The sequence below is a fragment of the uncultured Shewanella sp. genome, assembly GCF_947501225.1.
In the GTDB taxonomy this organism is placed as follows: domain Bacteria; phylum Pseudomonadota; class Gammaproteobacteria; order Enterobacterales; family Shewanellaceae; genus Shewanella.
Window position 1 is genome coordinate 275,850 of the sequence record NZ_CANMUW010000003.1, and the last position, 24,931, is coordinate 300,780.

A 24,931-nucleotide genomic window follows, 5' to 3' on the forward strand; every position below is an offset into this window, starting at 1 on the left:
TGATCTGAGTATTTATGAAACGGTTTGTATTCTTGACCCTGTGCGCTTTTTCCAATCTGGCTGTCGCTGTTGAGCCTCTGATTGACACCCCAGAGAACATGGAACCGACATTCGTCGATGACATTCTGTCGGTGTTTGGTGCCGACGGTGAGTTCGATCAAAGTAAAGCGATCGATATGAGTTATCTGCCAACGGCGTATTACACGCCGGAGAAGAAGTTCGGTGTCGGCCTGTTGATGGTTGGGCTATACAAGACTGACGGTGCATCGAGTGATGAGCAGCCCTCCTCCCTGGTGCTCAACTCGTTTGTGTCGATGAACAACTCCTATGGCGTCGAAGTTGAAAATATGACCTTCTTCAACGGCGGCAAGCAGCGGTTACTGCTGGGGTTGGAGCTACATAACGAAGCCGCGGTCTATTATGGACAGGGTATCGACCAGGGCAACCAAGACAGCAATCATCACGAGTTCGAAGAGCAGGTATACAGTTTCAAGCCTCGCTGGATGACCGAGGTCGCCGACAACTACTTTCTCGGCGTCGGTGCCGATTTTACCTACGCCAGCGCTGAGAAGCTGGAGCTAGTCGAAACAGGTATGCCCGTGGATTCCGCCGATATCTTGCCGAATAACTTCAGCTCGGGCGTGGTGGTGACCAGTATCTATGATTCGCGCGATTATCGATTAAATGCCACTGAAGGCTGGTTATTTCAGATCGATGCCGGCCTGTATCAAAACAGCGAGTACTCGTCATTTTCGACCTATGATCTCGAACTGGCTAACTATATCGACCTGAGCTCTACATCACTCATGAGTTCGATGCCCGGGCTTATCGCCTGGCAGGTGCAGGGGCACTTTACCCATGGTGATGTGCCCTGGAACTTGTTGCCGGATCTGGGTGGCTCAGATGCGATGCGCGGCTATATCAAGGGGCGCTATCGTGATAAGCAGATGATGATGGGGCAGGTTGAATATCGCTTACCCATATTCCAACGTTATGGCATGGTGTTCTGGGGCGGAGTCGGCAGCGTAGCCTCTAAGGTGAGTGACCTCAATGAGGAACTTATGACCTCCTATGGCACAGGTTTCCGCTTTAAAATAAAAGACAATATCAACCTGCGCCTCGATATCGGTGTGGGCGAGAACGAAACTAACTTCTACCTCAATGTGAATGAAGTGTTTTGATGATTCACTTATCTTCCCGTGTGACCAGCGGTGTGCTGGCGTTGATCTTACTGCTTACTCATAGCGCCGTCGCGAGTGAGCAGGCAGCGCCGCCTGAAGCTATAGAGAAGTGCAGCCGCAGTTCAGATTACGATATCTACCTCAGTGGCATACATACCGGCACGATGAGCAGAAAGGAGAGTTGGCAGGGAAAAGCCGCTGTGGTGACCTCGAAGAGTGAGGCCAGCATCTTAGGTATCGGAACCCAATATCAGCAAAGGGCCGAGCTATCCTGGTCCGATGAAACCAATGAGTGGTTAACCGAAAAGTTTCATCAAAAGGTCACCGGCTTTCGTGCCAGAGACATGCTGGCGACCTTCAGCAATAACGGTCGTGAGTCCCGGGTCGATGTTGATGGCGATGTAGAAAATTATCGCTCTGGCGATATTCCGCTGCGGGATGTCGACACTCTGGCGATTCAGATTCGCCACTACCTGCTTCAAGGCCGCAGCCAGTTTGCCCTGATCAGACAGGCTTCCGATGCCATAGAGCGTTATCAGCTCTATGTTCGGGAATCGCTGACAATGAACGTGGCGCCCTGGGGTGAGTTAAGCCTTATCCCCGTTGAGCAGACCGGTGCCGAAGAGGTGACTTACTATTTTGCTCCCGCGCTGGATTACCAGCTGATAAAGGCCCGCTATCACGGCATCATATTTCAAGGGCTTATCGAACTTAATCGCTACAGTTCCTCATGCGGGGAGAAACCCGCTCAAGGCTAATGGGGGCGCAGCCAGTTTTTAACCCCTCCTTTCAGTCGTTACTATCAGCGGCGTTGTATTTCGTTACGACGCCGGTGTGGTACACAGTGAAGAAACTTTCTTCTGTTTACACTCATTCATTGGTTTTTTATCAGCCGGCTGGAGCAATCTCTGGTCAACTGGTGACAATAATGTTACAAAATATTTTCACTTACTCCTGTTTGTCCCGTGTTGCTGAATATGTATAAGAAACTGATTGTTGGCTATCGAGTTCGTAAAATACTTTCCCGATTGAGTATCAAAATACCTAGGGCTATTTTTTATTGGAAAAGGGTGAAGCTGGATCCTGCCATAAAAATTGAGCCAAATACCGCGTTTATCAAGGGTAAGGTTTTGCACTCCATGGGCGCCTACTCCTACAGCCGCAGCAGTCTGCCGAGAAATACCCTTGTCGGCCGTTACTGCTCCATTGCCCGCAATGTTTCCAGCATGGGGTTGCAGCATCCACTGGAACGATTTACCACCAGTGATGTTACCTTTTGTAATAGGGATCTCGGGCTTCCCTCACTTCCCGAAGGGTTACTTAAGCCGTTCGGCGAGCCTGAACTGCCGCCAATCAAGATCATGAATGATGTCTGGATTGGCAATAACGTGGTGTTAAAGCCCGGGGTAACAGTTGGTAACGGTGCCGTGGTTGCCACAAACGCGGTTGTGACTAAAGATGTGCCTGATTATGCCATCGTGGGTGGGGTTCCGGCCAAAATTATCCGCTACCGTTTTGAGCCGGAAACTATCACGGCACTGCTGGCACTGCAGTGGTGGAACTATGATTTTCTAGCCTTTGAAGATATTCCACTGGATTCCGATATTGATAGCTTTATCGAGAAGCTGAGCCATAAGATTGAAACTAAAGCTATTGAGAAGTATGAACCTCAATGCTTTAGTTTTGACAGCATGTAAGCATGAGATGATATCTGGGCTAGATGTCTGACCCTATGTATATATGCTTAATCAAACAGCTCGTCGAGTCGGTAGTAACGGACCTTGCTATTCATCGCAGCGCGACTCTCTTGAGAGCTTTCAACGGACGAAGCCTGAAGTGCGATGTTACACATCTTAGCGGCGACCTGCTTGCCAGTGATGGGGCGGTATCGCTTTAATCCCGGCAGTCTGCATAGCGGTGGTAGCAGGAGACTCGCCACTTTTTCACCGAGGCGAAACTCTTTTCGCTCACCTAACAGCAGCGAGGGTTGAATGATGCTGATGTTTGGAAAGTTAAGGGCTTTTACCTTCTCCTCCAGCTCGCCCTTCATCTTCAGGTAGGCGCTGCTGCTGTCGGGGTTGGCTCCACTCGATGAGACCAGCATGTAGTGAGTCACCCCATTGTCTGAGGCGAGCTTAGCGGTGCGGTATTGATAGTCCAGATCGACAAGGCGCTGCCTTTCGATTGTGCCGGCGAGTTTCAATGTAGTGCCTAAGCAGGAGCAGAGAATATCTGCGTTAAAAGCATTGGCATATGCCTCCAGGTTATCAAAGTTAACCAAATGATTGGTTATCTTATCTGATCCCACCTTGTTGCTGTCGATGACCATTGGCCTGCGGGTTATGGTGATCACCTCATCTATCTGAGGGGCCTGACATAGCTGTTCAACCAGCTCTCGGCCCACTACGCCGGTGGCGCCCACTACTACTGCTCTTTGTCCCATAGTTGATTCTGTCGCTGCTTCTGATTGCCGGTTGTTTTCATCATACGCCTTTATGATAAAACTGGTTACTCTCTTATGACTCTGCTGGCGCAGTTTGGGCCCGTGTCACTGGCAGGTGAAGGAGAAAACGGGAGTTTGATGTGAGGGGGGAAGAAAGACTCAACCCGGGGCCGGGTGGCCCCGGGTTTTGTATCTAATGTATAGATAAATACAGCTTACTGTTGTAACTGAGCCTTGGCCGCTTCGATCTTAGAGAAATCCAGGCCCAGCTCAGTGACCGCTTCCTTTATCAGGGCCGGGTTCTGCATGACCAGTGCCATCAACTGCTGTAGCTTCTCCGGAGCGATGCCCAACTGGCCGATTGTGCCCATCGCCATTAACGGGTTCTCGGTCAGGGTCTGGAACAGCTCATTAATTTGTGTGTCACTGACATTGTGTTCTTTTAAGATCGCAAGAATTGGGTTCACTGCAGTACCTTGTATGGTTTGTAAGTTAAACAGGCGGTGATTCTATCACACATCTGAAATGGCGGTGGATAGGGGAGTGCGGATCGTCTTTGCAATAATTGGTCGATTTTATGTAGGGATATCGGCTATGATTTTTGAGTCTGCTACTCTCAACCGGAGATAACTATGAGCGAACAATTCAGGTGCTGGCATTGTGGTGAACTGCTTCAGGCGGTGATTCTGCCTATGTCACGGCGCGAGGAGTGTGGGACTTGTGGCGCGGATCAACATGTGTGCAAGATGTGTGTCTTCTTCAATGACTCAGGAAGGGGCGACTGCAGGGAGGAGCGGGCCGAGTGGGTATCGGATCGTGAGCGAGCCAATTTTTGTGACTATTTTAAGCCTTCTGAGCAGGGGGCGGGGTCAGATTCTGATCCCCGTAGTGCTAACGAGAAAGCGCTGGCCGAGTTAGCCGAACTGTTTGGCGATACGCCCGCGCCGTCAGAATCGAGTGAGGCGGAGGATAGTGCAAAAGAGAGAGACAGAGAGATGACCCCGGCCGAGATTGCCGAGAAACAGCTGCGGGATCTGCTCGGCTGATGAGATGCTTCAAGGCTCAGGTTTTATCTCTGGTTCTGTCTCTGATTTTAGTTCTGACTTAGTTCAATAGAGTACGTCAGAAGAGAAGCTGGATGGGGAGGATGTCGGCGGCACCGATACGCAGCAGCATCAGCTCCTTTTCCAGATCATGCCTTTCGTTCTTAAGGCTTTTTTTATCCTCTTTATTACTCGCCACATCCTGTTTGGCAAGAATTTTCTTATTGACTTCAGTAAGTTCTCGTTCGATCTCTTTGAGCCGGGATTGAATTTTCGCGATCTTATTTTTAATCTCGAACTGACGATGGCCTTCGTTGTAGCGTTTAACGAATTCGTTATTTGAGCACACTCCGTTGTAGTAAGAGCCCTGCAAGCCAAGTTTATAGCCATTTTCAGGTTGGCAGTAGTTCTCAAGCCCCGCCCGGTAACCGGCTGTCCACTGCGCGCTATCCACCCCCAGACCAAACTCACTGCAGTCTTCTATGTATCCGTTCAGGGTCGCAGAGGTCGCTCCATTGTTACCGTCGCTCATGCCCAGAGCGTACCAGTCGGAGTGTTGACACTGTTCCTGATTTAAACTTGTACATTGAGTCAGGCTCAGGGCCGCTATCGCGGTAAATATTTTAAATTTCATCACATCTCCCCATAGAGTTGAAGGCGAGCAATCTATCAAAGATAGGGAGCTTAAGTCTGATGTTTTTAAAACTATTTACACTTGCATCGTTTTTTGGTGTCAGTTCGGATAAATGCTTTAATAACTATGTGATTATGTTTTAATTTTGAGTGTTGGTGGTTTGTTTTTTGTGTGGTTTAAGTTTCGACTTTGCCCTCGGTTATGGGCGGGGTTGCAGAGGGGGAGCGGGGCCTTAGCTCCGCATCGAGCATCTGCAATGCGGTGGGCTGTTTTCCCCCCTTACACTTGCTTAGCCTGAGTGCCCCTGTCTTTGAAATAGCAGATATCACCTATGGCGATGCTCAAGGCAAGCCAGAGGAAGCTGTCGATGGCTCCGGAGCTGTAGGCGATAAGCATGATTATCATGGGCAGGTTGGCCTGAAAGTTCAATGTACCAAATTTGCAGAGAGCAAAAAAACGGTCTGCAGCCTGACCTGGTTTTATCTTGTAGATAAGGCTTGAGTATAGGGTGCCACATATGACGTATAGGGTTAAGAAAGCCAGGCCCGACACAGAGCCGTAAACCTGGCTAAACCGGTAGACGCCATCGAGGTGATCTGCGCCTAAACCTAAGGTAAAGCTGAACAGAATGGTGGCTATCAATCTATACATGTCGTTTCTCTTCAATTTGCTAACTAGGGTCATTTGATTTTTTGCTTTTCTGATTAAGAAACAACGTCCTGCTAATCATGGCTGATACAGCTTTGAGCGTTCTGCCGGGTGCAGTAGTGGAAGTCAAGGTAGTTAAGCTGCTGCTCGGGGAGCTTATTCTCCTTGATATATTCATAGAGCATCTGTGTGCTCAGTCGACCCATCTCGAATGGTCGCTGGCCGATATTGACCGTCGATAAACCGGCATTGAGTGCATCAAGCTGAACCTGCTCGGTATCGGCCGAGATGATGACAGTTGATTGACTGTTTATCTGAGGCTTGTAGGGCGATATTCGCTTGATATAGTCCGGTGAGAACTGGGCGAAGCCGGCTACTGCGATATAGACGGGCACCTGCTTATTCAATAGCAGCTCCAGCTGCCTCAGGGCCATCTCACGCTTACCTAAGGTATAGAAAGGGCAGCGGTAGTACTCAACCCAGCCATTTTCGCCTGCTAATCTGCTGTTGTCGGCTTTACCCGAGAGGGCAAAGCGCACGCCGCGGATGCGTTCATTCAGGTTGGGGGTGCTGGTGTGGCCGGATTGGATGCATATCTGAGTATTACCCTCTCTCTTGAACCGTTCGGCATACTCACCCAGCGCAACACCGAACTCGAAGTTGTTGGTGCCCACATAGGCCAGTCGGTACTCCTGATGCTCAGGCAGGAGATCTGAATCGAAGGTGATAACCGGAATGCCTTTTTTTCTGGCCAGTACCAGGGCATTTTGAGTTAAATATTTTGAGTCGGTGGTGGAGACGATAATTCCGTCTACTCCCCTTTCGATCATCGCCTTGGTGGCAATTACCTGCTCTCTGATATCCTGAAACAGTTCGGGGCCATCATAGAGACACTTCACGTCGCTCTTACTGTTGGCGAATGCCTCACAGCCAGCGAAGGATTGTTCATAAAAGCTGTCATGCTTCGTTTTGCCGATAACGGCTATGGTCAATGGCTCAGACGCACCGGGCAGGTGTTGAGCAATCCCCGAAGTCGGTGGTAACAGAAAAGCGATAAGGAGAGCTATCGCCCTGGCGAGAAAAACCATTAATGCATAAACCCTATAATCTTAAAATACAGCAGCGGATACCTATCGGCTGGCAACAGAATGCTTACAATGTAACCCGATATTGCGAAACGGCGCGCTAACAATAGCATAACGCCAAACGTTAATCTCCCCGGAGTTCACGTTACAGCGATGAGCATTACAAAACAGTGACCAGAGTGCGGGCGGTTTCTCTATTCATATTTTAAGCAACTTGCTTTAATACTATCCCCGCCTAGTATTAAGTTATTACTGACAATGGAATCATAAGCTTATGGAGTCTTCACGAGTTTATAATGCATCTTCTCAAGAGCATTCTGCCTCGCTATCGCCTGTTCTTGGCAATGTTACTCAGCTTATCGGTAACACAGATCTGCTGCGTATCAACAGTCTCTCTGAGCTTAGCGGCTGTGAGATATTGTTGAAGTGTGAGCAGCAGAATCCAGGCGGTTCGATTAAAGATCGGGCGTCACTGCAGATGGTTAAGGACGCCATCGCCAGCGGAAAACTCAGGCCGGGTATGACCATAGTGGAGGGCACGGCGGGGAATACCGGCATCGGATTGGCGTTGGTGGCTAAGGCGATGGGCTTTAAGATGTTGGTGGTCATGCCCAAAGGCCAGGCGCCGGAAAAGGAGCTGATGATCACCTTATATGGTGCTGAGCTTAAGCTGGTGGATGCTTGTCCCTTCGCCAACCCTAATCATTTCTACCATACGGCTAAACGCATTGCCGAAGGAGACGATAACTACTGGTGGGCCGATCAGTTTGAAAACATCAGTAACAGCAAGGCTCACTTTGAAAATACCGGCCCTGAGATCTGGCAGCAGACTCAGGGCAGAATAGATGCACTCGTCTCTGTGGCCGGTACCGGAGGCACGATTGGCGGATGCTCCCGCTATCTGTCGAAAGTACGACCGGGTATACAGACCTGGCTGGTGGATCCCGATGGATCCGGGATCTACTCCTACCTTAAAACCGGCAAATATCACGCCAGCGGCAGCTCCTTCACAGAGGGGATAGGCATCATGCGCAGCGTCGAAAACTTCCGTCAGGCAAAGGTGGATAAGGCCATTACGCTGCCCGATAGTGATCTTATCGCTGTTGCGCGCCACGTCAGGGAGCGAGACGGCATAGTACTGGGCAGTAGCTCTGCGCTCAATGTGGCGGGGGCGTTGTACGCCGCGGCAAAGATGGGGCCGGGTAATACCATAGTGACCTTCTGTTGCGATCTTGCCGAACGCTCCTCCTCCAAGCTCTACAACAGGGAGTTTCTGGCCGAAAAGGGATATTCAGAGGTGAGTGAACCACTCGAAGATATGTTTGAGCGCTATAAAAATGAACCCGCTGATCTGGTCGTCGAGATTCTGCGTTAAGCCGGTATTGCCAAATCCAAGCCTTGGCTTATCAAGAAACAGCTACGCCGGGAGGCTGGATAAAAGTATGCAGCAGCCGGCTCACTGTTTGATAGCGCTCAGGTAGGTTGCGCTGCCGCTTCTGCACCAGATATAGGGTCTCTTTTACCTGTTTGGCTGTTTGCAAAATATGGAGCTCCTCTCTTTGGGGGAAGTTGTTGACCGCGCTTTCGGGCAATACGGTAAAGCCGAGACCTTTTGCAACGGGGAGTAAGATCTGGTTGACCTGATTGATATAGCCGGACCTTGGCAGAGTATCCGGGCTCATCCCGGACAATGCCTTATCTCCGCACCGTTCGAAATAGAGTGACAGGTAATGAGCCGCATCCGGATGCTCGATCAAACCACAGTCCATTAGCTCTTGTGGGCCGATATCCCTGTTCTCATAACGTCGTGGCAGCACTATACATAGCGGCTCTTCACCTATGACACTGCATAGATAGAGGCTGCTCTGCGGTATGTGGGTCACAATTCCTAAGTCGACCTTGCCGGACTGCAGATCCTGCAGAATCTTCTGATTTGGCGCGGCTTCGAGTCGAATAACCAATTCGGGGTGCTGTTGCTGCAGTGACAGCAGTGCCGGATACAGCTGCAAGGCCAGAGAGCCCGAACAGGAGAGCTTACACTCTCCCGAGTAGGGGTTATCGAAGCCGAGGGTCTCAATCAGGCTGGCTTCATCGTCGACAAGCTTGAGTGCATATTCATACACTAACCTTCCCTGTTCGGTAAGCTCGAAACTCCTCTTCTCCCGCTTGATGAGTGAGTAGCCACAGGCGTTTTCCAGTTTCTGAATCTGCTGACTGACACCGGGTTGTGTCATGTGAAGTTTCTCAGCCGTTCGTGTGAAGTGGCCAAGGTCGACCAGGGTCTTGAATGTGTTGAGCCAGAGGGGATTGAGCATGATGACCTCACCATTTGACTAAACTTTGATAACAAAAAATTATAGTAATGAGAAATATTGATAATTTCAAATGTGAAATTTGGTGACGTACTCTGGTTTCAGCGAAAGGAGTGACCCTTTCACCCACTAAACTACTGAGGTATCTATGTCTATACTCACGCCAGCGCCACACTCAAGCCCCTATCCAAGAACCTTCTCTCATATCGGTATCTCGGTGCCCGATCTGGAGTCGGCCGTTAAGTTTTATACTGAGGTTCTGGGTTGGTACCTGATCATGGAACCGACGGAAGTTATCGAAGATGATAGCGCCATCGGTGAGATGTGTACCGATGTCTTCGGTGCCGGCTGGGAGCGTTTTCGCATCGCTCACCTGTCGACGGGGGACCGTATCGGAGTCGAGCTGTTTGAGTTTAAAAATCAGGAGAATCCCGAAGATAACTTCGAATACTGGAAGACGGGGATTTTTCATTTCTGTGTTCAGGACCCCAACGTCGAAGAGCTGGCGGAGAAAATTGTGGCCGCTGGCGGTAAGAGGCGCATGAAAGCCCCCCGTTATTACTATCCCGGAGAGAAGCCTTACCGCATGATCTATATGGAAGATCCATTCGGTAATATCCTCGAGATCTACAGCCACAGCTATGAACTGCATTACTCAAGCGGTGCCTACAGTGGCTAAACTTAACTAAAAGAGGTCCCGCAAGGTGCGAAACCTGCGGGATTACCACTCATGTAAGCTGTATTAAAACAGGGATGCGTTGAGCCAGAGGTGCACCAGAATGCTCGCCACATAACCCAGTGCGATGACCGGTGTCCACTTCAGGTGCGCCGCGAAGGTATAGATACCGCGGGCTTGTCCCATCAGGGCAACCCCCGCCGCGCTGCCTATTGAGAGTAAGCTGCCTCCAACCCCGGCGGTTAAGGTGACCAGTAGCCACTGTCCCAGTCCCATATCCGGATTCATGGTCAACACGGCAAACATCACCGGAATGTTATCTACTATGGCCGACAGGACGCCGACAGCGATGTTGGCATAGGTGACATCCCAATGGCTATACATGGCCTCAGATACCAGGCTCAGGTAGCCCATGAAGCCCAGCCCTCCGACGCATAACACTACGCCGTAGAAGAATAGCAGGGTATCCCATTCGGCTCTGGCTATGCGGGTGAAAACATCGAAAGGTACCACCTGTCCCAGGTAGGAAAGACGTTTCTTATCCTGAGCTATCTCGGCCTGCTTTCGTTTTTTGGCCACCGACTTATCGAAGGTCATACGCAGGAAGTAACCGAAACACTGCAGGAAGCCGAGCCCCGTCATCATGCCCAGCACCGGCGGCAGCCCCAGAAAGGTATGGGTGCACACAGCGGTGGCTATGGTGAGTAAAAACAGGCCAACGATCCGTTTTGCACCTCGCTTCACAATGACCTCATCCTCTTGTACCAGCTGGGTACGGTTAACAATGAACAGACTCATTATTGTTGCCGGTATCAGATAATTCACCAGTGAGGGGATGAAGAGATCGATAAACTGGGCGAAATGTACGACCCCTTTTTGCCATACCATCAGGGTGGTGATGTCGCCGAAGGGGCTAAACGCACCGCCGGCGTTGGCGGCGATGACAATATTGATGCAGGACAGGGAGATAAATTTATGGTTGATACCGCCAACCTTCATCACCACGGCGCACATAAGCAGGGCCGTGGTCAGGTTATCGGCGATGGGGGAGATAAAAAAAGCCATAAATCCGGTTAACCAAAACACCGTTCTGAAGCTAAAGCCTCGCCCAACCATCCAGGCTCTCAGAGCATCAAACAGTCGTCGCTCCTCCATGGCATTGATATAGGTCATGGCAACCAGCAGGAAGAGAAACAGCTCAGCATACTCCAGCAGGTTATGTTTAAAGGCGGCCTCTGAGAGCTCTGACATACCATGTTGTACATAGATAAAACCGATAATGCCCCAGATAAGTCCGGCAGCGACCAGCACAGGCTTAGACTTACGCAGGTGGATAACCTCCTCCCCCATCACCAACAGATAGGCCAGCACGAATATCATTATCGAAATATAACCTGCCGAGGTAGCGGTAAGGTCGAGTATCTGCCCGGAGTTCGCCGGTGAGACGGCGAATACGGATGGGGAAAACAGGACTGCTAAAAAAAGAAGCAACTTGGATAACGGTGTGGCAAGGCTTCTGCCTTCGATTGGCCGGATGGATTTCATTAACTCTTCTCTATGTCAGATAAGAGAGCAAAATTACCACACCTGCCCCCTATGAAATGTTGATGGTCCTCAAGGTTTACCGCATTAACGTTACCTTAATCACGAACTGGTATCAATTTGTCGGCTTTTACGTATCAGAGCCGTTACAACTGAATGACACCTAGATGATAGAACATAAATTTCGGCTGGATATCAGTATATTGAAAGCGAGCCCGTAATTAAGCTTGGTGATACAGGCTCAAAGCCGTTAAAGTTTGAATTCATCACTCCCACTTCAAACGGGCTCATAGCATGAGCCCGATGATTAACGATAAACGGCAACTGATATGATTATTTTTACCACCAACTTAGGCGACATCAACATAGAGCTGGATGTTGAGCACGCTCCGGTCAGTGCGAAGAACTTCCTGAGGTATTGCGAGGAGGGCTTCTTTGAGGGGACTATCTTTCATCGGGTCATCAAGGGCTTCATGGTGCAAGGCGGTGGCCTGACAGCCGATATGGTTGAGAAGCCGACCCGCGCCGCCATCGTTAACGAGGCCAACCGAGGCTTGAAGAATGTGGTGGGCTCCATCGCCATGGCCCGCACCGATGCGCCGCACTCAGCCACCGGACAGTTTTTTATTAATCTGGCTGACAACAGCTTTCTGGACCATACCGCGACCACTAATGCGGGTTGGGGTTATGCCGTGTTTGGCAAGGTCTGCGCCGGAATGGATGTCGTCAGGAAGATAGAGAGAGTCAAAACCACCAGTGTTGCGGGTCACGACGATGTGCCACGAGAGCCAATCATTGTTGAGAAGGTTACCCTTGTCGGGTAATTGCAGACTTTTTCGTTAGCTTATCGATTCAATAGGTGGTTCTGGACGCCGAGACACCATTGTGTGATCTCCCGGCTCTGACCTCTAAGAGGGGGGGGCTAGAGAATATCGTTAATCGATACGCCTATGCCGATGCGTTGGGTGTGGGCGTTGTAATCGATGAGGCTCTCACCATAACCATTGAAGTATTGAGTATAGAATCTCAAGTTACCGATTATCGGATAGCTCCATGTCAGCTCTATCGCTCCGTAGTTCGGGGATGAAAGGTTATTGCGCAGCATCATGGTAAACCTGTGATCGTCCAGGCCATATACGCCTGAGAGTTCGAAGTTACCCATGTAGTCGCCGATATCCGGGTTATCGTCACCGCGGGGATCCTCCGGATATTCCTTCTCATCTTCAGGAATACGCCACCACACCTTGCCAGCAAGGGCGAAGGGGCCACCATCGAACACCATGGTGCCATAGATGCGATTCCAACTGCGTGAGCGCCCCTGAGGCTGGCCATTAGATTGATGTACGGCACCGACGCCCCAGAATGAGTTGGTCATGCCGGCTATCTCCCAGTCGTTATTGAACAACATGAAGATTTCCGGCTCATGGTTGGTTTCACGAAAGGGTGAGGAGATCTCTTTGTTATAGACCTGCCAGTATGACTGGTTAGTATAGGCGACAAACAGGTGGCCGTTGTCACCGAAGACGTTGTACATCAGTGGAAATTTAAAGCTAATCTGAAACTTGGCCTCGACGTTATCGATAACAGGGTCAATGCCTAGATGTTCGGACTCATTCAGAAAGGGGTCTATGTTCGGGTTGTCATTATAGGTGGCAAACAGAATATAGTTCACCTTATGGGGGGTGATAACGAAGGGAAGCTCCGAGGTTAAGAGTTCATCTTTCAACCTGTTTTCTATCAGGGAATCCTCGGCGTGCACCGTGAGGCTGGTGACGGCCAGGATAACTAGCATGATGCAGCTGCGGTATATCGTCATTATTGTATCCAACATCTGAGTAACTGTGGGTTTGTTCTGCGTTGATTTGTCACAGACTCGCTTCATTCTTTATAAAAAACAAAGCTTATTATTCAACTTTTTAAAAACAAAGGCGGATTATACCCTGTTTAACTAATGTTGGTAGTAAGTATCTTCGGAACTCAGGGTTTCAGAAACATCAACGTTTGTCGTTATACCAATCAGTATAAGAAAGTGATCTACTCAGCGTGTTTTTTGGCAACTATGTTCTTCACTCGTTGCGAACAACATGGTCTTGTATGTTCCCGACATACTTAAGACTACCCCTCCACTGACCCATAGGGCCTGTGATATTCCTGATATCATTCAGGCATTTCCCACGTCCGTGTGGGTCAGATGGGAAATGTCTTTAAAGCGTATGGAACGCTTAAGACCATGGAGGTCAGATGTTGCAAATGTCCTTTATGCACGACTATATGGACATAGGAGGTAGAGTAACGCATTGAGCAGTTATCGAGGAGCAATAAAGGGCCTTGCCTCAAAAGCGCTAAACTCTCGCTGAGCGATCACACCTTTATACTGATTGGTATTAGATCCGGGTTGGACCTTGTATAGAATACAGGAAAAAGCGCAGTGGCTTGCAGGGGAAGAGCTGAGTTAATAAAGCCGCCCAGCTGTTAATTGAGCTTGATCTGTGTGATGAAGGCGAAAAGTTCTCGACCGGATATTCTATGAGGTCTTGATGGCGTTAGCTTCCCGGATCCTGTTTCGAATTAATTGAATTATCTGTGGCATCAGTGAGGTCAAGATCATGCTCGCCATAAGCAGATACTGATGGGGAGTGAAGGATTCGTTGAGCAACACCATACCTGAGACTATGCCCGCGATCGGGTTGGCGATACCACCAAAGGTGAAATCGACCACAGTCATTTTCTGTAACAGCCAAACATACATGATGTAACCCAATGCCGTATTGAGTCCGGTTATCCATAGCAGGCCAGCACCATTGGTAGGGCTAAAACCCTGCATCGCGTCGAGATATGCATCCGGTGATAAGAGTGCATGTACCGCTGCAGCAATGGCCAGCAGTACGCCACCTATGATCAGCTGCCAGCACAATATACTCCACCAATGAATGCGATCGGCAAGAGACTTGGTGATCGAGCTGCCGATGACAATACATAAAATGGCGGCGAGCATGGCCACTAATCCAACGGGGCTTAAACTGATAGATCCGGGATCGAACAACAGCCAGGCCAGTGCAATTAATACCAGGCCGAAGAAAGCCTGTACTCCGCCAGGGCGGCGCTTGTTGATAAGCCAGTGATAGAGCATGGCGAAGACGGGCACCGAGATCATACCAACACCTGAGATGGCCGATGGCAGAGTTAAGGCCATCACGAAGATCAAGCTGAAAAACGCCGCGATATTGATCAGTCCTAGTCTGAATAGTACTCCCCACTCAGACTGTTTAGGCATATTCGGTTTGATAGCCAGAAGCAGCAGCCCTGCAGGCAGGGCTCTCAACGCGCCCAGCAGAAGTGGCGGCCAGTCGGGGAGAGTATATTGAGTCACAGCATAGGTGGTTCCCCAGAAAAAGGCTGGGATCATGGCCAGTAGAATATTCATGCTGTGTGTCTCAGTTGTGGCTGATAAGTATCTTTACGTTAAGATATTATTCTGCGCTCAAGGTTTGACTTTGTAAAGTGTCTTTACGTAGAGATACTTTGTGTTAAGTTATATTTGTGATGTTAGGAACTAAAGCTGAGATTGAAAACTGAAGGTGTTGACCGAATGAATGGAACTGACGGCATAGACGGCATAGACAGACTCGTCGCTCAGTGGAGCCGAGAGAAACCCGAACTTGATACGCTGCCGATGGCGTTGATAGGCAGGCTGATGCGCATAGGTAAACATCTTGAAACCCAGATTGCCGCGTGCCATAAGCGTTACGGTTTGACACTGGGTGAGTTCGATGTGCTGGCGACATTGAGACGGGCCGGGGGGGAACACTGTTTAACTCCTTCTGAGTTGATTGCCACCATGATGCTGACCTCCGGGGCCATGACTAACCGCCTGGATCGTCTGGAGAGTAAAGGCTTTATTGTCAGAGTGCACAGCCAGGAGGACAGACGAAGTGTGTCGGTAGCCTTAACCGGAGAGGGGTTAACGCTTATCGATGAGCTGATAGTCGAGCATGTGAAGGTTCAGCAGGGGCTTATGGCATCGCTTAGTGACGCCGAGAAACCTCTGCTAAATGGACTGCTGAAAACCTGGCTAGCTGAATTCGAGTCGCAGGAGTAAAGCGAAAACCTTTATCAATCGGCTCTATGGAAAAGCTGCTGGGCCGGTTTAAGGAGCGGGAGAAATAGCCTCTCTTTCCGGATGGAAAAGTGACTTAGATACGGCTCTGTTTCGGCTGTCACGACCGAAGTTCTCAGTTTCACACTATTTCATTTCCTCCTACCCACATAGCTTAATATATCTGCAATAATTCCGGTCGGAAGTCAGTTTAACCCCGGTTATCTCATCATGTCAGTTTTCTCTCCTGCTACACCCTTTGCCAGCTACATCTATCGTCATTTTCGCTCCATTCATGCCTTGAAGCTGGCCTTAGCTCTACTCATTGCAGTCATTATCAATGCGTTCTGGTCTCAGCCACACTTCGTCTGGAGTATGGTGACCATAGTGATCATCATGATGAGCTTACCTCAGGTCGGTGGTGCGATTGAAAAGTCGATGCAGAGGGCGGTGGGGACATGCATAGGTTCGGCCTATGGCGTCATGCTGGTACTTAGTTTTCACAACTACTGGCTGATCATGGGCCTGTTGATACTTGGGGTGAGCCTGATCTGTTTTATGTCGGCGGGCCGATACAGTTATGCCTATCTGGTGGCGGGCTTTACCATCATCATCGTGATTGGCGATGCGAATCACGATACCTATGAGGCGCTCTGGCGCACGGCAAATATTCTGCTGGGCTGCTTTATCGCCGTGTTGGTTTCCCTGTTTGTGTTTCCGATAAAGGCTAAGCAGGATTGGCGTTGCCAGCTGGCTCAATCGACGAATATTTTAGCCGTCATTCTGGATAAGCATTTTACGGCCTCGATGAGAGAACCTTTCGATGCCCGGCCCGAGCTGGAAACTGCAATGAAGGCGGTGCTGACCCAGAAGAAGCTTTTCTTCTCTCTGGAGTGGGAGAGTAAGACACTTAAGCAATATAAGTCTGTATTGACTCAGCTGGTGAATAAGCAGATCAGGGTGATCACCTTGATGGAGTTGCTGCTTCAGACACGCTGGACCGATGAAGATAGTGCCTCCTATGCAAAGATTAACCAAATTGCTTCGATATTGCAGAGCAGCTTATCGGAGTTGTCAGAGTTCCTCATCGGTCGTCGCGCCGATTTTCCAGCATTGCCGGAAAGAATGGCGATAAATCTTCACCAACAACTGTTGGCATCACTGGACAGGGATGAGCAGCTGGAGTTCGCGCTGACCGGGTATAGTTGGCTTATCTATCAGTTGGCGAAAACCATTGAGTCTATCTATGAAGAGGTCGATGTTATTCGTCAGGCGTATGAGAGGAGAGGGCGCTAACCTGCCCCTCTACAGGCCCGGCGGTGAGTAAGTATAATTCAGAGCATGTTTTATCGTTCGGTATCAGCCTCAGGCTAGTTTTTACTACAGCTTTTCTGCCCCTTTTGTTCTACTTTGACTGCGCCTTTTTGTGGTTGAGCTAAACTTTAAATGAGATATCCGAAAGCGTGAGCGATCGGATTCTCGTGGTGAATTTAAATTGTATTAACTCAGGACGATGTTGAGCTAGATGTAGAGCTAATATTTGAACTAACAGAAGGAGGTTGTTATGAAATCATTTTTCCCATCTATTTTTCATAGGGACGATCCCAGATCGGCAATAGATAATATCTTCAATGACTTTTCCAGGGAGTGGTTATCGAATTGGCCAAATTCCAGGTTGGATAAGCATCATGTTATCCCGGCCATCGATGTGAAAGAGTACGGTGAATACTTCGAGATAAAGGCCGAGTTACCGGATATGAGTGAGAAAGACATTGAAGTCGATATCCAGGGCACCTATCTGAGTATCCGTGGTGAAAAGAAATATGAGCAGGAGAGTGATGAAAAAGGTTATCACCTGAGAGAGCGCGCATTTGGGACTTTCCATAGACAGATCCCTCTGGGGTTCAGTGTCGATGTAGAACAGGTTACCGCTAAATACGCGAAAGGCGTGTTATCCATACATGTGCCTAAGCCCATTGAGATGCAACATGATGTGAAGAAGATAAAGGTAAAATTTGAAGAGTAGCTAGCCGGAAAGCTATGAAGATAAGAGCAAAAAAATGGCGCCCGTGTGGCGCCTTTTTTTTTGCCCCGCGAAGCAGGCAAACCTTCGACACCAATCGGTGCAAGCTCTTCACATTGAGTGACTGCTTTTTATACTGGGGTAAAATTCGGATTGGAAACAAAGAGGTATTTAAATCAGCCGGATAGGTTATTTTTAATGCTCAGCTCACAGAATTTATATTTCCGGAGTTTAGCAATTGTTATGGGGATAGTTCATCTATAAACTAAGGTAAATTATAAAGTGGTATTTCATATACCTGTTTTACCGCTTATGCCGATAGTTGAGAGCAGGAGCCTGCCAGCATGTTAAATATCGATGATCCCGCCGCAGTAGAGAAGACACCGGCAATATGGCGATTGGGTTTTCGTCCCTTTTTTCTCGGTGGTGCCTGCATTGCCATGCTCTATATCCCGTTATGGCTGGTGACCTGGTTTCTGCCGCAATATAGTCTGTTCCAGAGTGATTTTTGGGTAAAAGTTGTCCCCTTATGGTGGCACCCGCATGAGATGTTGTTTGGTTTCGCGCTTGCGATTGTGTGTGGCTTTCTGTTGACTTCGGTACAGACCTGGACCAATCAGCCCGGCATGAAGGGGGGGCCCCTTGCTATCACCTTCGGTTGTTGGTTATCTGCGCGAATACTGCTGCTCGCTCCCTTCGAGATCCCCTTGTGGTTGCCGGCTCTATTCGAATCTCTCTTTCTCGGCTTTACCGCTATTAAGCTATGGCGTTGCATCTATAAGGTTAAGCAGTGGCATAATATCGGTTTTCCTATCATGCTGGCGGTTGTGGTCGGGATTAACCTGCTGAGTTACTATGCGCTGAGCGAGCGTAATTTTACCTTAAGCAATCATATCTGGCAGGCCATGTTATGGTGGTTAGGCCTGTTGATCACCATAGTTGGTGGACGTGTGATCCCCTTCTTTACCGCGATCAGGATAAAGCAGACTAAACCCACGCCCATTGCACTTATCGAGCGCTCTCTGATTATTTTAATGGTGCTGCTGGTGGTTCAGGCTATTACCAAGGTGATGCCCTCTTCGCTTGAGCAGGCTATATTGATTGGCGCGGGAGCGCTTCACCTTGTTCGTTGGCTGCGATGGTTTCCCCATAAGACATTGAAAGAGCCTATGTTATGGTCGCTTCACTCGGCCTATATCTTCTTACCGATCACCCTGTTAGCACTCGCCTGGAATATCAATGATATCAATGCCTATCGACACCTGTTGCACCTGTTTGCCATAGGCACGCTGGCCGGGATCTGCCTCTCGATGATCTCCCGAGTGTCGCTTGGGCATACCAGCCGTAATATCTATGAGGGGCCTAAGATGGCGCTGGCCTTCATCTGTCTGCCTGTTGCGGCGTTGTTCAGGGCGATCATCCCGCTGTTTTTCCCGGAGCAGTCCTGGTTGTGGTTATGGTTGGCCGGCTGCTTCTGGTCGCTGGCGTTTGGGATGTTTATCTGGCACTACGCGGCCATACTCTCCCGACCCAGGCTCGATGGACGTCCGGGATGATGCACGTTATCTGGTTTCACTGCAGTCGATAAAGACTGACCATTTATCTGTTTTTTTGAAAACGTTGGATTTTAGATGATCTCTATACAAGAAAATAAAGTGAAGACACTATCGGCTATGAGTCTCTGCTTCTCACTCTTTGCGGTTAGCCTGCCGGTATCGCCAGGTACTGTCGATACCAAGCTAGACAATACGATGCAGCAAGAGTTTCCGAATCAATATAAGAGTTGGTTGGCGACATCGGAGCAGACGGAGCGACAAGATATGCTGGCGAGTTATCCCGCTGCCATTATCTTGTGGGCGGGTTCCTCTTTTGCTAAAGAGTACCATAGCCCCCGAGGTCATCACTTCGCTGTGGCCGATGTTACCCATACCCTTCGTACCGGAGTACCGCCGGAAGAGGGGAAGAAGGGGTTATCTGCCAGCTGCTGGACCTGCAAATCGCCGGATGCCCCCCGTTTAATCGATGAGCTCGGTGTCGAAGGGTTCTCGGGGAAGAACTTTACCGATCTGGGCACCGACATTCAGAGTGTGGTCTACTGTACCGATTGTCATGTGAAAGGCGCTGCCAAGTTGGCACTGCCGCGTCCACATGCCCAAGATGCCATGGCTAAGGTCCACCTGCCGTTCGACAAGCAAGGTATCAATATGCAGGGGGCGCAGGTGTGCGGGCAATGCCATGTGACCTACTACTTCCAGCCTGAACGCAGTAACAAGGTGAATATTCCCTGGATATTTGGCAACAGTGCCGACGATATCGAAAAGTATTACGACACCAGACGTTTCTATGAGTGGCTGCATCCTATCTCTAAAACCCCTATTCTCAAGGCGCGACACCCTGAGTTCGAGCACTGGAGTCGCAGCGAACATGCCAAGCAGGGCGTTACCTGTATCACCTGCCATATGCCTGCAAGTATTGATGATAAGGGTGAACAATTTACCAGTCATCAGGTCAGTAAGGCGTTAGATCACTATGCTCAGGTGTGTCAGGAGTGTCACGGTGATAGGGATGCATTAATACAGAAGATGGAAACGGGTAAACATGAGATAGAAGCTAAGGCCAGAGAGGTCGAGGGGCTGCTGGTTAAGGCCCACTATGAGGCTGGTGCGGCATGGGATGCCGGTGCCAGCTGGTCTATCATCAATGATGCCTTGATGGCTATCCGTCATTCACAATGGCGCTGGGACTTCGCCATGGCATCCCATGGATTATATGCCCACAACCCGAGTGAGGCCCATGAGCTGTTAGATACCGCGATTGAACAGGCAAAATATGCTCGCAGCGCACTGGCGGAGATCTTAGCCATGCTGGGCGTGAAAGAGGTGAATTATCCGGATATCAGCACCAAGGAGAGTGCCCATAAGGCGGTTGGTATATCTCTGGATAACTTAACTGAGCAGAAGAAAGCATTTCTCGAGCAGGAGGTGGATAAGCACTGGCCTGAAGTGACCCGTCATGGCTATCAGTAACGTATAAGTCACTGACTTTGCTGGTGGCTGGCCGGAGCGAAGCGCTTTTGCACTTTGCTTCGGCCAGCGACTGTGAGTCTCAGTTCGAAGAGATAGGCGTCACTCATCTATCTGGCATTGAAAGTGCCTTTCGGGGAGCGAGGTCTCAAGCGGCAACTCCAGCCCTCTAGCTATTTACTACTGAGTATCCTCAACTTTCTGTACCCCGTTTTAAATAAAAATCCTGAGCAAACCCGATTTGTTTATGTCAGCCCCCGGTTTGGAATTGATTCTTTCCGTATAAGTGCCTCGTCTGTGTGTTTTGTCAACACATCAAGTGCTTATTAAAAGGAACTGCTCGGATATGAAGTCTATAGGACTCAAAAAAAGCATCACCATTGCCATTATTTTATTGGTTACATCTTGTCTGTTGATTTCCAATTGGTTGGCTTATCGAGAGTTAAAAGCCACAACTATTACCAATATTCAGAATCAATCACAGTTTATCGTTCGAGCTGAGGCCGACGCTATAGCCAGATGGTTTGAAGCTAAGGCAACCGCTATCGACACGATCGCCCGCCAATATCGACATAATCGCTTTTCCGGGAAGTTTGTCGATATTGCCCGTTTAGGCAAGGAGAGTAATGGGCTCTACTCAATATTTTTTGGTTTCGATGATGGTAGTGCTTACGCCAGCGTCACCGATGACAGTATTTGGCGTGATGGGATCGCCGATCCTAAACAATATGATCCCAGACCCAGAGGTTGGTATCGGCAGGCCAAGCAAGGTCACGGGGCTGTCTTAACTGATATCTATACTGATCTTGTAACAAAGCAGCCAGTCATCTCTATCGTTACCGATATCGGTGATGGGGTGCTCTCCGGTGATATTGGATTGGAGATCTTGGGTCAAACGGTTAAAGGCATTGAGTTCCCGGGAGCGATGACGGCTATTGTGGATCAATCCGGGAAAGTGCTGGCCACTAACTCAAATATATTGAAAGTGGGTAGCACCATGACCGATATGGGGTTGGGGGAAGTGGGACAAGAAATTACCTCCCGGGACCAATATAGTGGTGAGTACCGTGTCTCAGGAGTAGATAAACTTGCCTTCAGCCGGGCGATTCCATTAATCGGTGATCAGCAGTGGTATCTGTTTATTGGCATCGAAAAATCGAAAGCTTATGCCAGTGTCGATGCGGCCTTAACCAGTGCGATCATAACTTCAGTGGTGATGTTAGCCGTGAGTTTAGTGTTAGCGATTGCCATTCTTCACTGGTTATATCAGCCGATTATCAATCTGAAGCAGATAGTTACCGCTCTGTCTCAGGGGCAGGCCGATCTGACCCGCAGATTGCCGGTAAGCAGCAATGATGAGCTTGGAGAGATAGCTCAAGGCATCAACCTCTTTATTTCAAATTTGCAAGGTTTGGTCAACGAGGTATATCAGAGTTCTCTGGAGATAGGTCAAAGCATAGTAAATCTCAGGCAGCAAAATGAGGCCAACTCGCTCGTGCTGCAAAATCATGTTCAGGAGACGGAACAGGTGGTGGCGGCGGTGGAGGAGATGAGCGCCACGGCGAATGATGTCGCTACTAATACTTCTCAGGCGTCTCAGGTCTCCCTGGCTACAAATACTCAGGTTGCCAACACCAATGACATAGTACTAAACACCAGAGGCACCGTTGAACAGTTGACCCGTGATGTCGAGCAGACTGCCGATAACATAGCCGCTATCGTTCATGATACCTCCAGCATCACTAAAGTCCTTCAGGTTATCGGCGAGATAGCGGATCAAACCAATCTGTTGGCCCTTAATGCTGCAATAGAAGCTGCTCGTGCAGGTGAACAGGGTAGAGGTTTTGCTGTGGTTGCCGATGAAGTGCGGGCGCTCGCTGCCAGAACACAGACGAGTACGGCTGAAATTGAGCAGACACTGGCAAATTTGCAGCAGGGGACAGAAGCGGCGATAAAGGCGATGCAGGTGACCAAGCGGACTTGTGAGCAAACCAGTGAAGCGACAAACAGTGTTACCGCTAATTTAGACCAGGTTGTACAATCTGTTGGTGAGGTTACTGATTTAAATACACAAATTGCTACCGCTGCCGAGGAGCAAAGTGCTGTGTCGGAAGAGGTCAGCCGTAATATGGCGACCATACGCGACATGGTTTCAGAGCTTGATGCCAATGGGCAGGCGAGCGGTAATGAAACCGGTACGTTGGAGAGGGCTAATGAGTTGCTTATCTCTGTGGTTAATAAGTTTACCCTGAAATAGTGCCCTCCTGAACTTGTGGTCGAAATTCCAATCGGGTCTTAACCTCCCGATTGGAATGGATGAATAGAACAGCTTTGAATCGAAATCAATGCCACCCGTCACAGAGGCTGCGGTCGCTGCTCGGTGTGTGCGTTGTGCATGCTTTTTATCAGCATGTAGATGCAGGTGCTGATGAGGCAGGCTCCAAGATAAAAGATGAGCCCATCGGGGGAATCAGACAGATTCGCCGCGAACAATGGCCCCAATACCGATCCCACGCTGTAGCTCAGTAACATTATCTCCGTTGCGGAGACAATTTTTGCCACCGGTAGTGCATCACAGGCCAGTGTGATAGCAATAGGGTATAAGGCAAAGCTACAGGCGCCCAGAATAAGATAGCTGGTTGCGATAATCACAAAGCTTTTCGCCTCGAGAATACCCATCACCCCCAAGGTACCGAACAGGCAGAAAAGGGCCATCAACAGGCTCTTACTGACCCGGGTAGAGAGGTGACTGACTAAGGGCTGCACTAACATTCCGCCTAAAATGATCACCGCCATCAGCATCCCTGTCTGATCGGCATTTTGAACCTGATTGCTGATGTAAACTGGCATCAGACCATATATCGGGCCCAACAATAAACCAGATACTAGACATCCCAATATGGCTGGGCGGCTGAGCCTCTTTAGTTCACTGAGCTTCATGTTCTGGTGTTGCTCGTTATTCGGCTGACCCTTCTTTATTAGTAGTGGTGGCAAGATGGCCAGCATCAACAGACAGATAACAGTGAGATACGGTGCGATACCTGTGATACCTATAGGAGTAATAGCCAGTTGTCCCAAAGCGCTGCCACCGTAGAGTGATGTCATATATAACCCCAAACGCTTAGCTCGCTGCTTATTGCTATTGGCCATCAATAACCAGGATTCGACCACCACGAATATCCCGGCAACGGCAAAGCCGGCCATGAATCTTGCTATCAACCACACTCTTGCGTCCGGCAGTATCAGCATGGCGGTAATCGTCAGGATCAGCGCGCTGAGAAAGATGAGCAGCGCGATTCTATGCCCTGTTTTAGAGACCAGGCGCTGGATACTGGTCGCACCGATGAGTATGCCCAAATAGAAAATACTGGCCAACCAGGGGACCAGTGACTCACTGAGTCCAAATGAGGCTAATGAGAGTGGGATCAGACTCATTAAAAAACCGGAAGCAACAGCAAAAAACGATAGGCAGGTAACAGGTACCAAGGTGCCGTTATTTTGGTGTTTAATGGTCGGTAAATCCACTTTATTTTCCTTTTAACTCTATTTTATTGGTCTTTGGGTTATATCTGTGTCGAAATGGCTTTAAATTGGTGTAAGCCAGATTTGCGCGAATTTTAATCTCTTTTTTAAGGAAGTAAAGAAGAATTTGTCATTGAGCAAAGAAATTTGAGTGTGACAGTTGCTTTTTGGTTTTAATGCTTTTTAATCAGCTTGTTATAAGTTGTTTGTTTTTGTTTTATCTTGGCGTCATCAATTGGTTTTCGGGTGTGAAGATCATTTTTTTCCGGTTTTCTCTACATGTGGATAAAATTTGGTTTTAACTTATTGTTAAGCTTTTTGGTTGTATTTGTGTTTTTTATTGTGTCTGGTGTGTTGTTCGTTGTGTTTTGGCTGTGTGTCCGGTTTAAGTCGTGGTTATCTTTTTTTGCTTTTGTTTTCTTAAGGAGCGGTGCGCACCGATTTATGATTGAATCAGGTCGATTTTATGGAAAGCGGACTTGACCGTGTATCTACTGGCACAGAATGGATTATTGAAGATAGATAGTATTGGCTATTGGGCATACCGTTATCAAACAGGTGGAGGAGCAAGGTGGGATTGTTACTACAAATAATGGTTATATAGATGTATTAAACTGTCTTTTCTCTATATACCAGTCAGAACGGCGGGATGTTTAGACAATGGAGAGATAAGTATAAATTAAGGTGTGTCAAAATTGCGTCA

General features: G+C 49.0%; 23 protein-coding genes. 13 read left to right on the plus strand and 10 right to left on the minus strand.

What is annotated here, in order from left to right:
* Nucleotides 1-14 precede the first annotated feature (14 nt).
* The 3 genes from Q1B47_RS06730 (at nucleotide 15) to Q1B47_RS06740 (ending at nucleotide 2,878) form a co-directional block, all read left to right on the plus strand.
* On the plus strand, nucleotides 15-1,181 hold the full coding sequence (locus tag Q1B47_RS06730; RefSeq protein ID WP_299790626.1) for a BamA/TamA family outer membrane protein: 1,167 nt from the start codon (nucleotides 15-17) through the stop codon (nucleotides 1,179-1,181).
* On the plus strand, nucleotides 1,181-1,939 hold the full coding sequence (locus Q1B47_RS06735; RefSeq protein ID WP_299790628.1) for a hypothetical protein: 759 nt from the start codon (nucleotides 1,181-1,183) through the stop codon (nucleotides 1,937-1,939). Before Q1B47_RS06730 ends, Q1B47_RS06735 begins: the two co-directional genes overlap by 1 nt.
* Before the next feature lie 312 nt (nucleotides 1,940-2,251).
* Nucleotides 2,252-2,878 (plus strand): CatB-related O-acetyltransferase, encoded by a 627-nt coding sequence (locus Q1B47_RS06740; protein ID WP_299790630.1) that lies wholly within the window; start codon nucleotides 2,252-2,254, stop codon nucleotides 2,876-2,878.
* Nucleotides 2,879-2,925: 47 nt separating this feature from the next.
* Here Q1B47_RS06740 and Q1B47_RS06745 read toward each other — a convergent pair whose 3' ends face one another.
* Together Q1B47_RS06745 and Q1B47_RS06750 are read right to left on the minus strand one after the other, a co-directional pair.
* The gene (locus tag Q1B47_RS06745; protein ID WP_299790632.1) at nucleotides 2,926-3,624 is read right to left on the minus strand and encodes an NAD(P)H-binding protein; all 699 of its coding nucleotides are present in this window, start codon (nucleotides 3,622-3,624) and stop codon (nucleotides 2,926-2,928) included.
* Between the two features lie 215 nt (nucleotides 3,625-3,839).
* A complete protein-coding gene (locus Q1B47_RS06750; RefSeq protein ID WP_299790634.1) occupies nucleotides 3,840-4,091 on the minus strand; it encodes a DUF2999 family protein in 252 nt (83 codons plus the stop codon).
* A gap of 165 nt (nucleotides 4,092-4,256) precedes the next feature.
* Between Q1B47_RS06750 and Q1B47_RS06755 the strand changes: the two genes are divergently transcribed.
* Entirely contained in the window at nucleotides 4,257-4,670 is a 414-nt protein-coding gene (locus tag Q1B47_RS06755) for a hypothetical protein (protein ID WP_299790637.1), read from the plus strand.
* 76 nt (nucleotides 4,671-4,746) lie between these two features.
* Here the strand turns inward: Q1B47_RS06755 and Q1B47_RS06760 are convergent, their stop codons facing one another.
* From Q1B47_RS06760 to Q1B47_RS06770, 3 genes are all read right to left on the minus strand, one after another.
* A complete protein-coding gene (locus Q1B47_RS06760; protein WP_299790640.1) occupies nucleotides 4,747-5,301 on the minus strand; it encodes a DUF2799 domain-containing protein in 555 nt (184 codons plus the stop codon).
* A 279-nt stretch (nucleotides 5,302-5,580) separates the two neighbouring features.
* Nucleotides 5,581-5,952 carry a hypothetical protein gene (locus tag Q1B47_RS06765; protein WP_299790643.1) on the minus strand — a complete coding sequence of 124 codons (372 nt, stop codon included), beginning with the start codon at nucleotides 5,950-5,952 and terminating at the stop codon, nucleotides 5,581-5,583.
* A 71-nt stretch (nucleotides 5,953-6,023) separates the two neighbouring features.
* Nucleotides 6,024-7,037 carry a substrate-binding domain-containing protein gene (locus Q1B47_RS06770; RefSeq protein WP_299790646.1) on the minus strand — a complete coding sequence of 338 codons (1,014 nt, stop codon included), beginning with the start codon at nucleotides 7,035-7,037 and terminating at the stop codon, nucleotides 6,024-6,026.
* 271 nt (nucleotides 7,038-7,308) lie between these two features.
* On the opposite strand from Q1B47_RS06770, the gene Q1B47_RS06775 reads away from it, so the two are divergent.
* Nucleotides 7,309-8,409: a cysteine synthase A gene (locus Q1B47_RS06775; protein ID WP_299790649.1), complete on the plus strand. Its 1,101-nt coding sequence runs from the start codon at nucleotides 7,309-7,311 to the stop codon at nucleotides 8,407-8,409.
* Between the two features lie 31 nt (nucleotides 8,410-8,440).
* Here Q1B47_RS06775 and Q1B47_RS06780 read toward each other — a convergent pair whose 3' ends face one another.
* The gene (locus tag Q1B47_RS06780) at nucleotides 8,441-9,349 is read right to left on the minus strand and encodes a LysR family transcriptional regulator (protein ID WP_299790652.1); all 909 of its coding nucleotides are present in this window, start codon (nucleotides 9,347-9,349) and stop codon (nucleotides 8,441-8,443) included.
* 145 nt (nucleotides 9,350-9,494) lie between these two features.
* Here Q1B47_RS06780 and Q1B47_RS06785 point away from each other — a divergent pair, with 145 nt between their 5' ends.
* On the plus strand, nucleotides 9,495-10,025 hold the full coding sequence (locus tag Q1B47_RS06785; protein ID WP_299790655.1) for a lactoylglutathione lyase family protein: 531 nt from the start codon (nucleotides 9,495-9,497) through the stop codon (nucleotides 10,023-10,025).
* A gap of 63 nt (nucleotides 10,026-10,088) precedes the next feature.
* Here the strand turns inward: Q1B47_RS06785 and nhaD are convergent, their stop codons facing one another.
* Entirely contained in the window at nucleotides 10,089-11,567 is a 1,479-nt protein-coding gene (gene nhaD, locus Q1B47_RS06790) for a sodium:proton antiporter NhaD (RefSeq protein WP_299790658.1), read from the minus strand.
* Between the two features lie 326 nt (nucleotides 11,568-11,893).
* On the opposite strand from nhaD, the gene Q1B47_RS06795 reads away from it, so the two are divergent.
* Nucleotides 11,894-12,388: a peptidylprolyl isomerase gene (locus Q1B47_RS06795; protein WP_299790661.1), complete on the plus strand. Its 495-nt coding sequence runs from the start codon at nucleotides 11,894-11,896 to the stop codon at nucleotides 12,386-12,388.
* A 98-nt stretch (nucleotides 12,389-12,486) separates the two neighbouring features.
* On the opposite strand, the gene Q1B47_RS06800 is transcribed toward Q1B47_RS06795, so the two are convergent.
* Nucleotides 12,487-13,356, minus strand: coding sequence for a phospholipase A (locus Q1B47_RS06800; RefSeq protein ID WP_299790984.1), 870 nt, complete (start codon nucleotides 13,354-13,356; stop codon nucleotides 12,487-12,489).
* Between the two features lie 732 nt (nucleotides 13,357-14,088).
* Entirely contained in the window at nucleotides 14,089-14,988 is a 900-nt protein-coding gene (locus Q1B47_RS06805) for an EamA family transporter (RefSeq protein ID WP_299790664.1), read from the minus strand.
* A 165-nt stretch (nucleotides 14,989-15,153) separates the two neighbouring features.
* Between Q1B47_RS06805 and Q1B47_RS06810 the strand changes: the two genes are divergently transcribed.
* The 6 genes from Q1B47_RS06810 (at nucleotide 15,154) to Q1B47_RS06835 (ending at nucleotide 22,963) form a co-directional block, all read left to right on the plus strand.
* Nucleotides 15,154-15,663: a MarR family transcriptional regulator gene (locus Q1B47_RS06810; protein ID WP_299790666.1), complete on the plus strand. Its 510-nt coding sequence runs from the start codon at nucleotides 15,154-15,156 to the stop codon at nucleotides 15,661-15,663.
* A 228-nt stretch (nucleotides 15,664-15,891) separates the two neighbouring features.
* Complete coding sequence (locus Q1B47_RS06815) at nucleotides 15,892-16,956, plus strand: FUSC family protein (protein ID WP_299790669.1); 1,065 nt, start codon at nucleotides 15,892-15,894, stop codon at nucleotides 16,954-16,956.
* A gap of 268 nt (nucleotides 16,957-17,224) precedes the next feature.
* Nucleotides 17,225-17,686 carry an Hsp20/alpha crystallin family protein gene (locus Q1B47_RS06820; protein WP_299790672.1) on the plus strand — a complete coding sequence of 154 codons (462 nt, stop codon included), beginning with the start codon at nucleotides 17,225-17,227 and terminating at the stop codon, nucleotides 17,684-17,686.
* 341 nt (nucleotides 17,687-18,027) lie between these two features.
* On the plus strand, nucleotides 18,028-19,239 hold the full coding sequence (locus Q1B47_RS06825) for an NnrS family protein (RefSeq protein ID WP_299790675.1): 1,212 nt from the start codon (nucleotides 18,028-18,030) through the stop codon (nucleotides 19,237-19,239).
* A 195-nt stretch (nucleotides 19,240-19,434) separates the two neighbouring features.
* Nucleotides 19,435-20,709: an ammonia-forming cytochrome c nitrite reductase subunit c552 gene (locus tag Q1B47_RS06830; RefSeq protein WP_299790987.1), complete on the plus strand. Its 1,275-nt coding sequence runs from the start codon at nucleotides 19,435-19,437 to the stop codon at nucleotides 20,707-20,709.
* Between the two features lie 343 nt (nucleotides 20,710-21,052).
* Entirely contained in the window at nucleotides 21,053-22,963 is a 1,911-nt protein-coding gene (locus Q1B47_RS06835) for a methyl-accepting chemotaxis protein (RefSeq protein ID WP_299790678.1), read from the plus strand.
* 98 nt (nucleotides 22,964-23,061) lie between these two features.
* On the opposite strand, the gene Q1B47_RS06840 is transcribed toward Q1B47_RS06835, so the two are convergent.
* On the minus strand, nucleotides 23,062-24,231 hold the full coding sequence (locus Q1B47_RS06840) for an MFS transporter (RefSeq protein WP_299790681.1): 1,170 nt from the start codon (nucleotides 24,229-24,231) through the stop codon (nucleotides 23,062-23,064).
* Between the last annotated feature and the right edge of the window lie 700 nt (nucleotides 24,232-24,931).

Excerpts from the sequence above, each read along its gene's own strand:
- Q1B47_RS06755 (WP_299790637.1), top strand. The coding sequence starts at position 4,257 with ATGAGCGAACAATTCAGGTGCTGGCATTGTGGTGAACTGCTTCAGGCG.
- Q1B47_RS06805 (WP_299790664.1), bottom strand. The coding sequence starts at position 14,988 with ATGAATATTCTACTGGCCATGATCCCAGCCTTTTTCTGGGGAACCACC.
- Q1B47_RS06785 (WP_299790655.1), top strand. The coding sequence starts at position 9,495 with ATGTCTATACTCACGCCAGCGCCACACTCAAGCCCCTATCCAAGAACC.
- nhaD (WP_299790658.1), bottom strand. The coding sequence starts at position 11,567 with ATGAAATCCATCCGGCCAATCGAAGGCAGAAGCCTTGCCACACCGTTA.
- Q1B47_RS06760 (WP_299790640.1), bottom strand. The coding sequence starts at position 5,301 with ATGAAATTTAAAATATTTACCGCGATAGCGGCCCTGAGCCTGACTCAA.
- Q1B47_RS06830 (WP_299790987.1), top strand. The coding sequence starts at position 19,435 with ATGCAGCAAGAGTTTCCGAATCAATATAAGAGTTGGTTGGCGACATCG.
- Q1B47_RS06730 (WP_299790626.1), top strand. The coding sequence starts at position 15 with ATGAAACGGTTTGTATTCTTGACCCTGTGCGCTTTTTCCAATCTGGCT.
- Q1B47_RS06800 (WP_299790984.1), bottom strand. The coding sequence starts at position 13,356 with ATGCTAGTTATCCTGGCCGTCACCAGCCTCACGGTGCACGCCGAGGAT.
- Q1B47_RS06795 (WP_299790661.1), top strand. The coding sequence starts at position 11,894 with ATGATTATTTTTACCACCAACTTAGGCGACATCAACATAGAGCTGGAT.
- Q1B47_RS06745 (WP_299790632.1), bottom strand. The coding sequence starts at position 3,624 with ATGGGACAAAGAGCAGTAGTAGTGGGCGCCACCGGCGTAGTGGGCCGA.
- Q1B47_RS06825 (WP_299790675.1), top strand. The coding sequence starts at position 18,028 with ATGTTAAATATCGATGATCCCGCCGCAGTAGAGAAGACACCGGCAATA.
- Q1B47_RS06775 (WP_299790649.1), top strand. The coding sequence starts at position 7,309 with ATGGAGTCTTCACGAGTTTATAATGCATCTTCTCAAGAGCATTCTGCC.
- Q1B47_RS06810 (WP_299790666.1), top strand. The coding sequence starts at position 15,154 with ATGAATGGAACTGACGGCATAGACGGCATAGACAGACTCGTCGCTCAG.
- Q1B47_RS06835 (WP_299790678.1), top strand. The coding sequence starts at position 21,053 with ATGAAGTCTATAGGACTCAAAAAAAGCATCACCATTGCCATTATTTTA.
- Q1B47_RS06815 (WP_299790669.1), top strand. The coding sequence starts at position 15,892 with ATGTCAGTTTTCTCTCCTGCTACACCCTTTGCCAGCTACATCTATCGT.
- Q1B47_RS06770 (WP_299790646.1), bottom strand. The coding sequence starts at position 7,037 with ATGGTTTTTCTCGCCAGGGCGATAGCTCTCCTTATCGCTTTTCTGTTA.
- Q1B47_RS06735 (WP_299790628.1), top strand. The coding sequence starts at position 1,181 with ATGATTCACTTATCTTCCCGTGTGACCAGCGGTGTGCTGGCGTTGATC.
- Q1B47_RS06820 (WP_299790672.1), top strand. The coding sequence starts at position 17,225 with ATGAAATCATTTTTCCCATCTATTTTTCATAGGGACGATCCCAGATCG.
- Q1B47_RS06765 (WP_299790643.1), bottom strand. The coding sequence starts at position 5,952 with ATGTATAGATTGATAGCCACCATTCTGTTCAGCTTTACCTTAGGTTTA.
- Q1B47_RS06780 (WP_299790652.1), bottom strand. The coding sequence starts at position 9,349 with ATGCTCAATCCCCTCTGGCTCAACACATTCAAGACCCTGGTCGACCTT.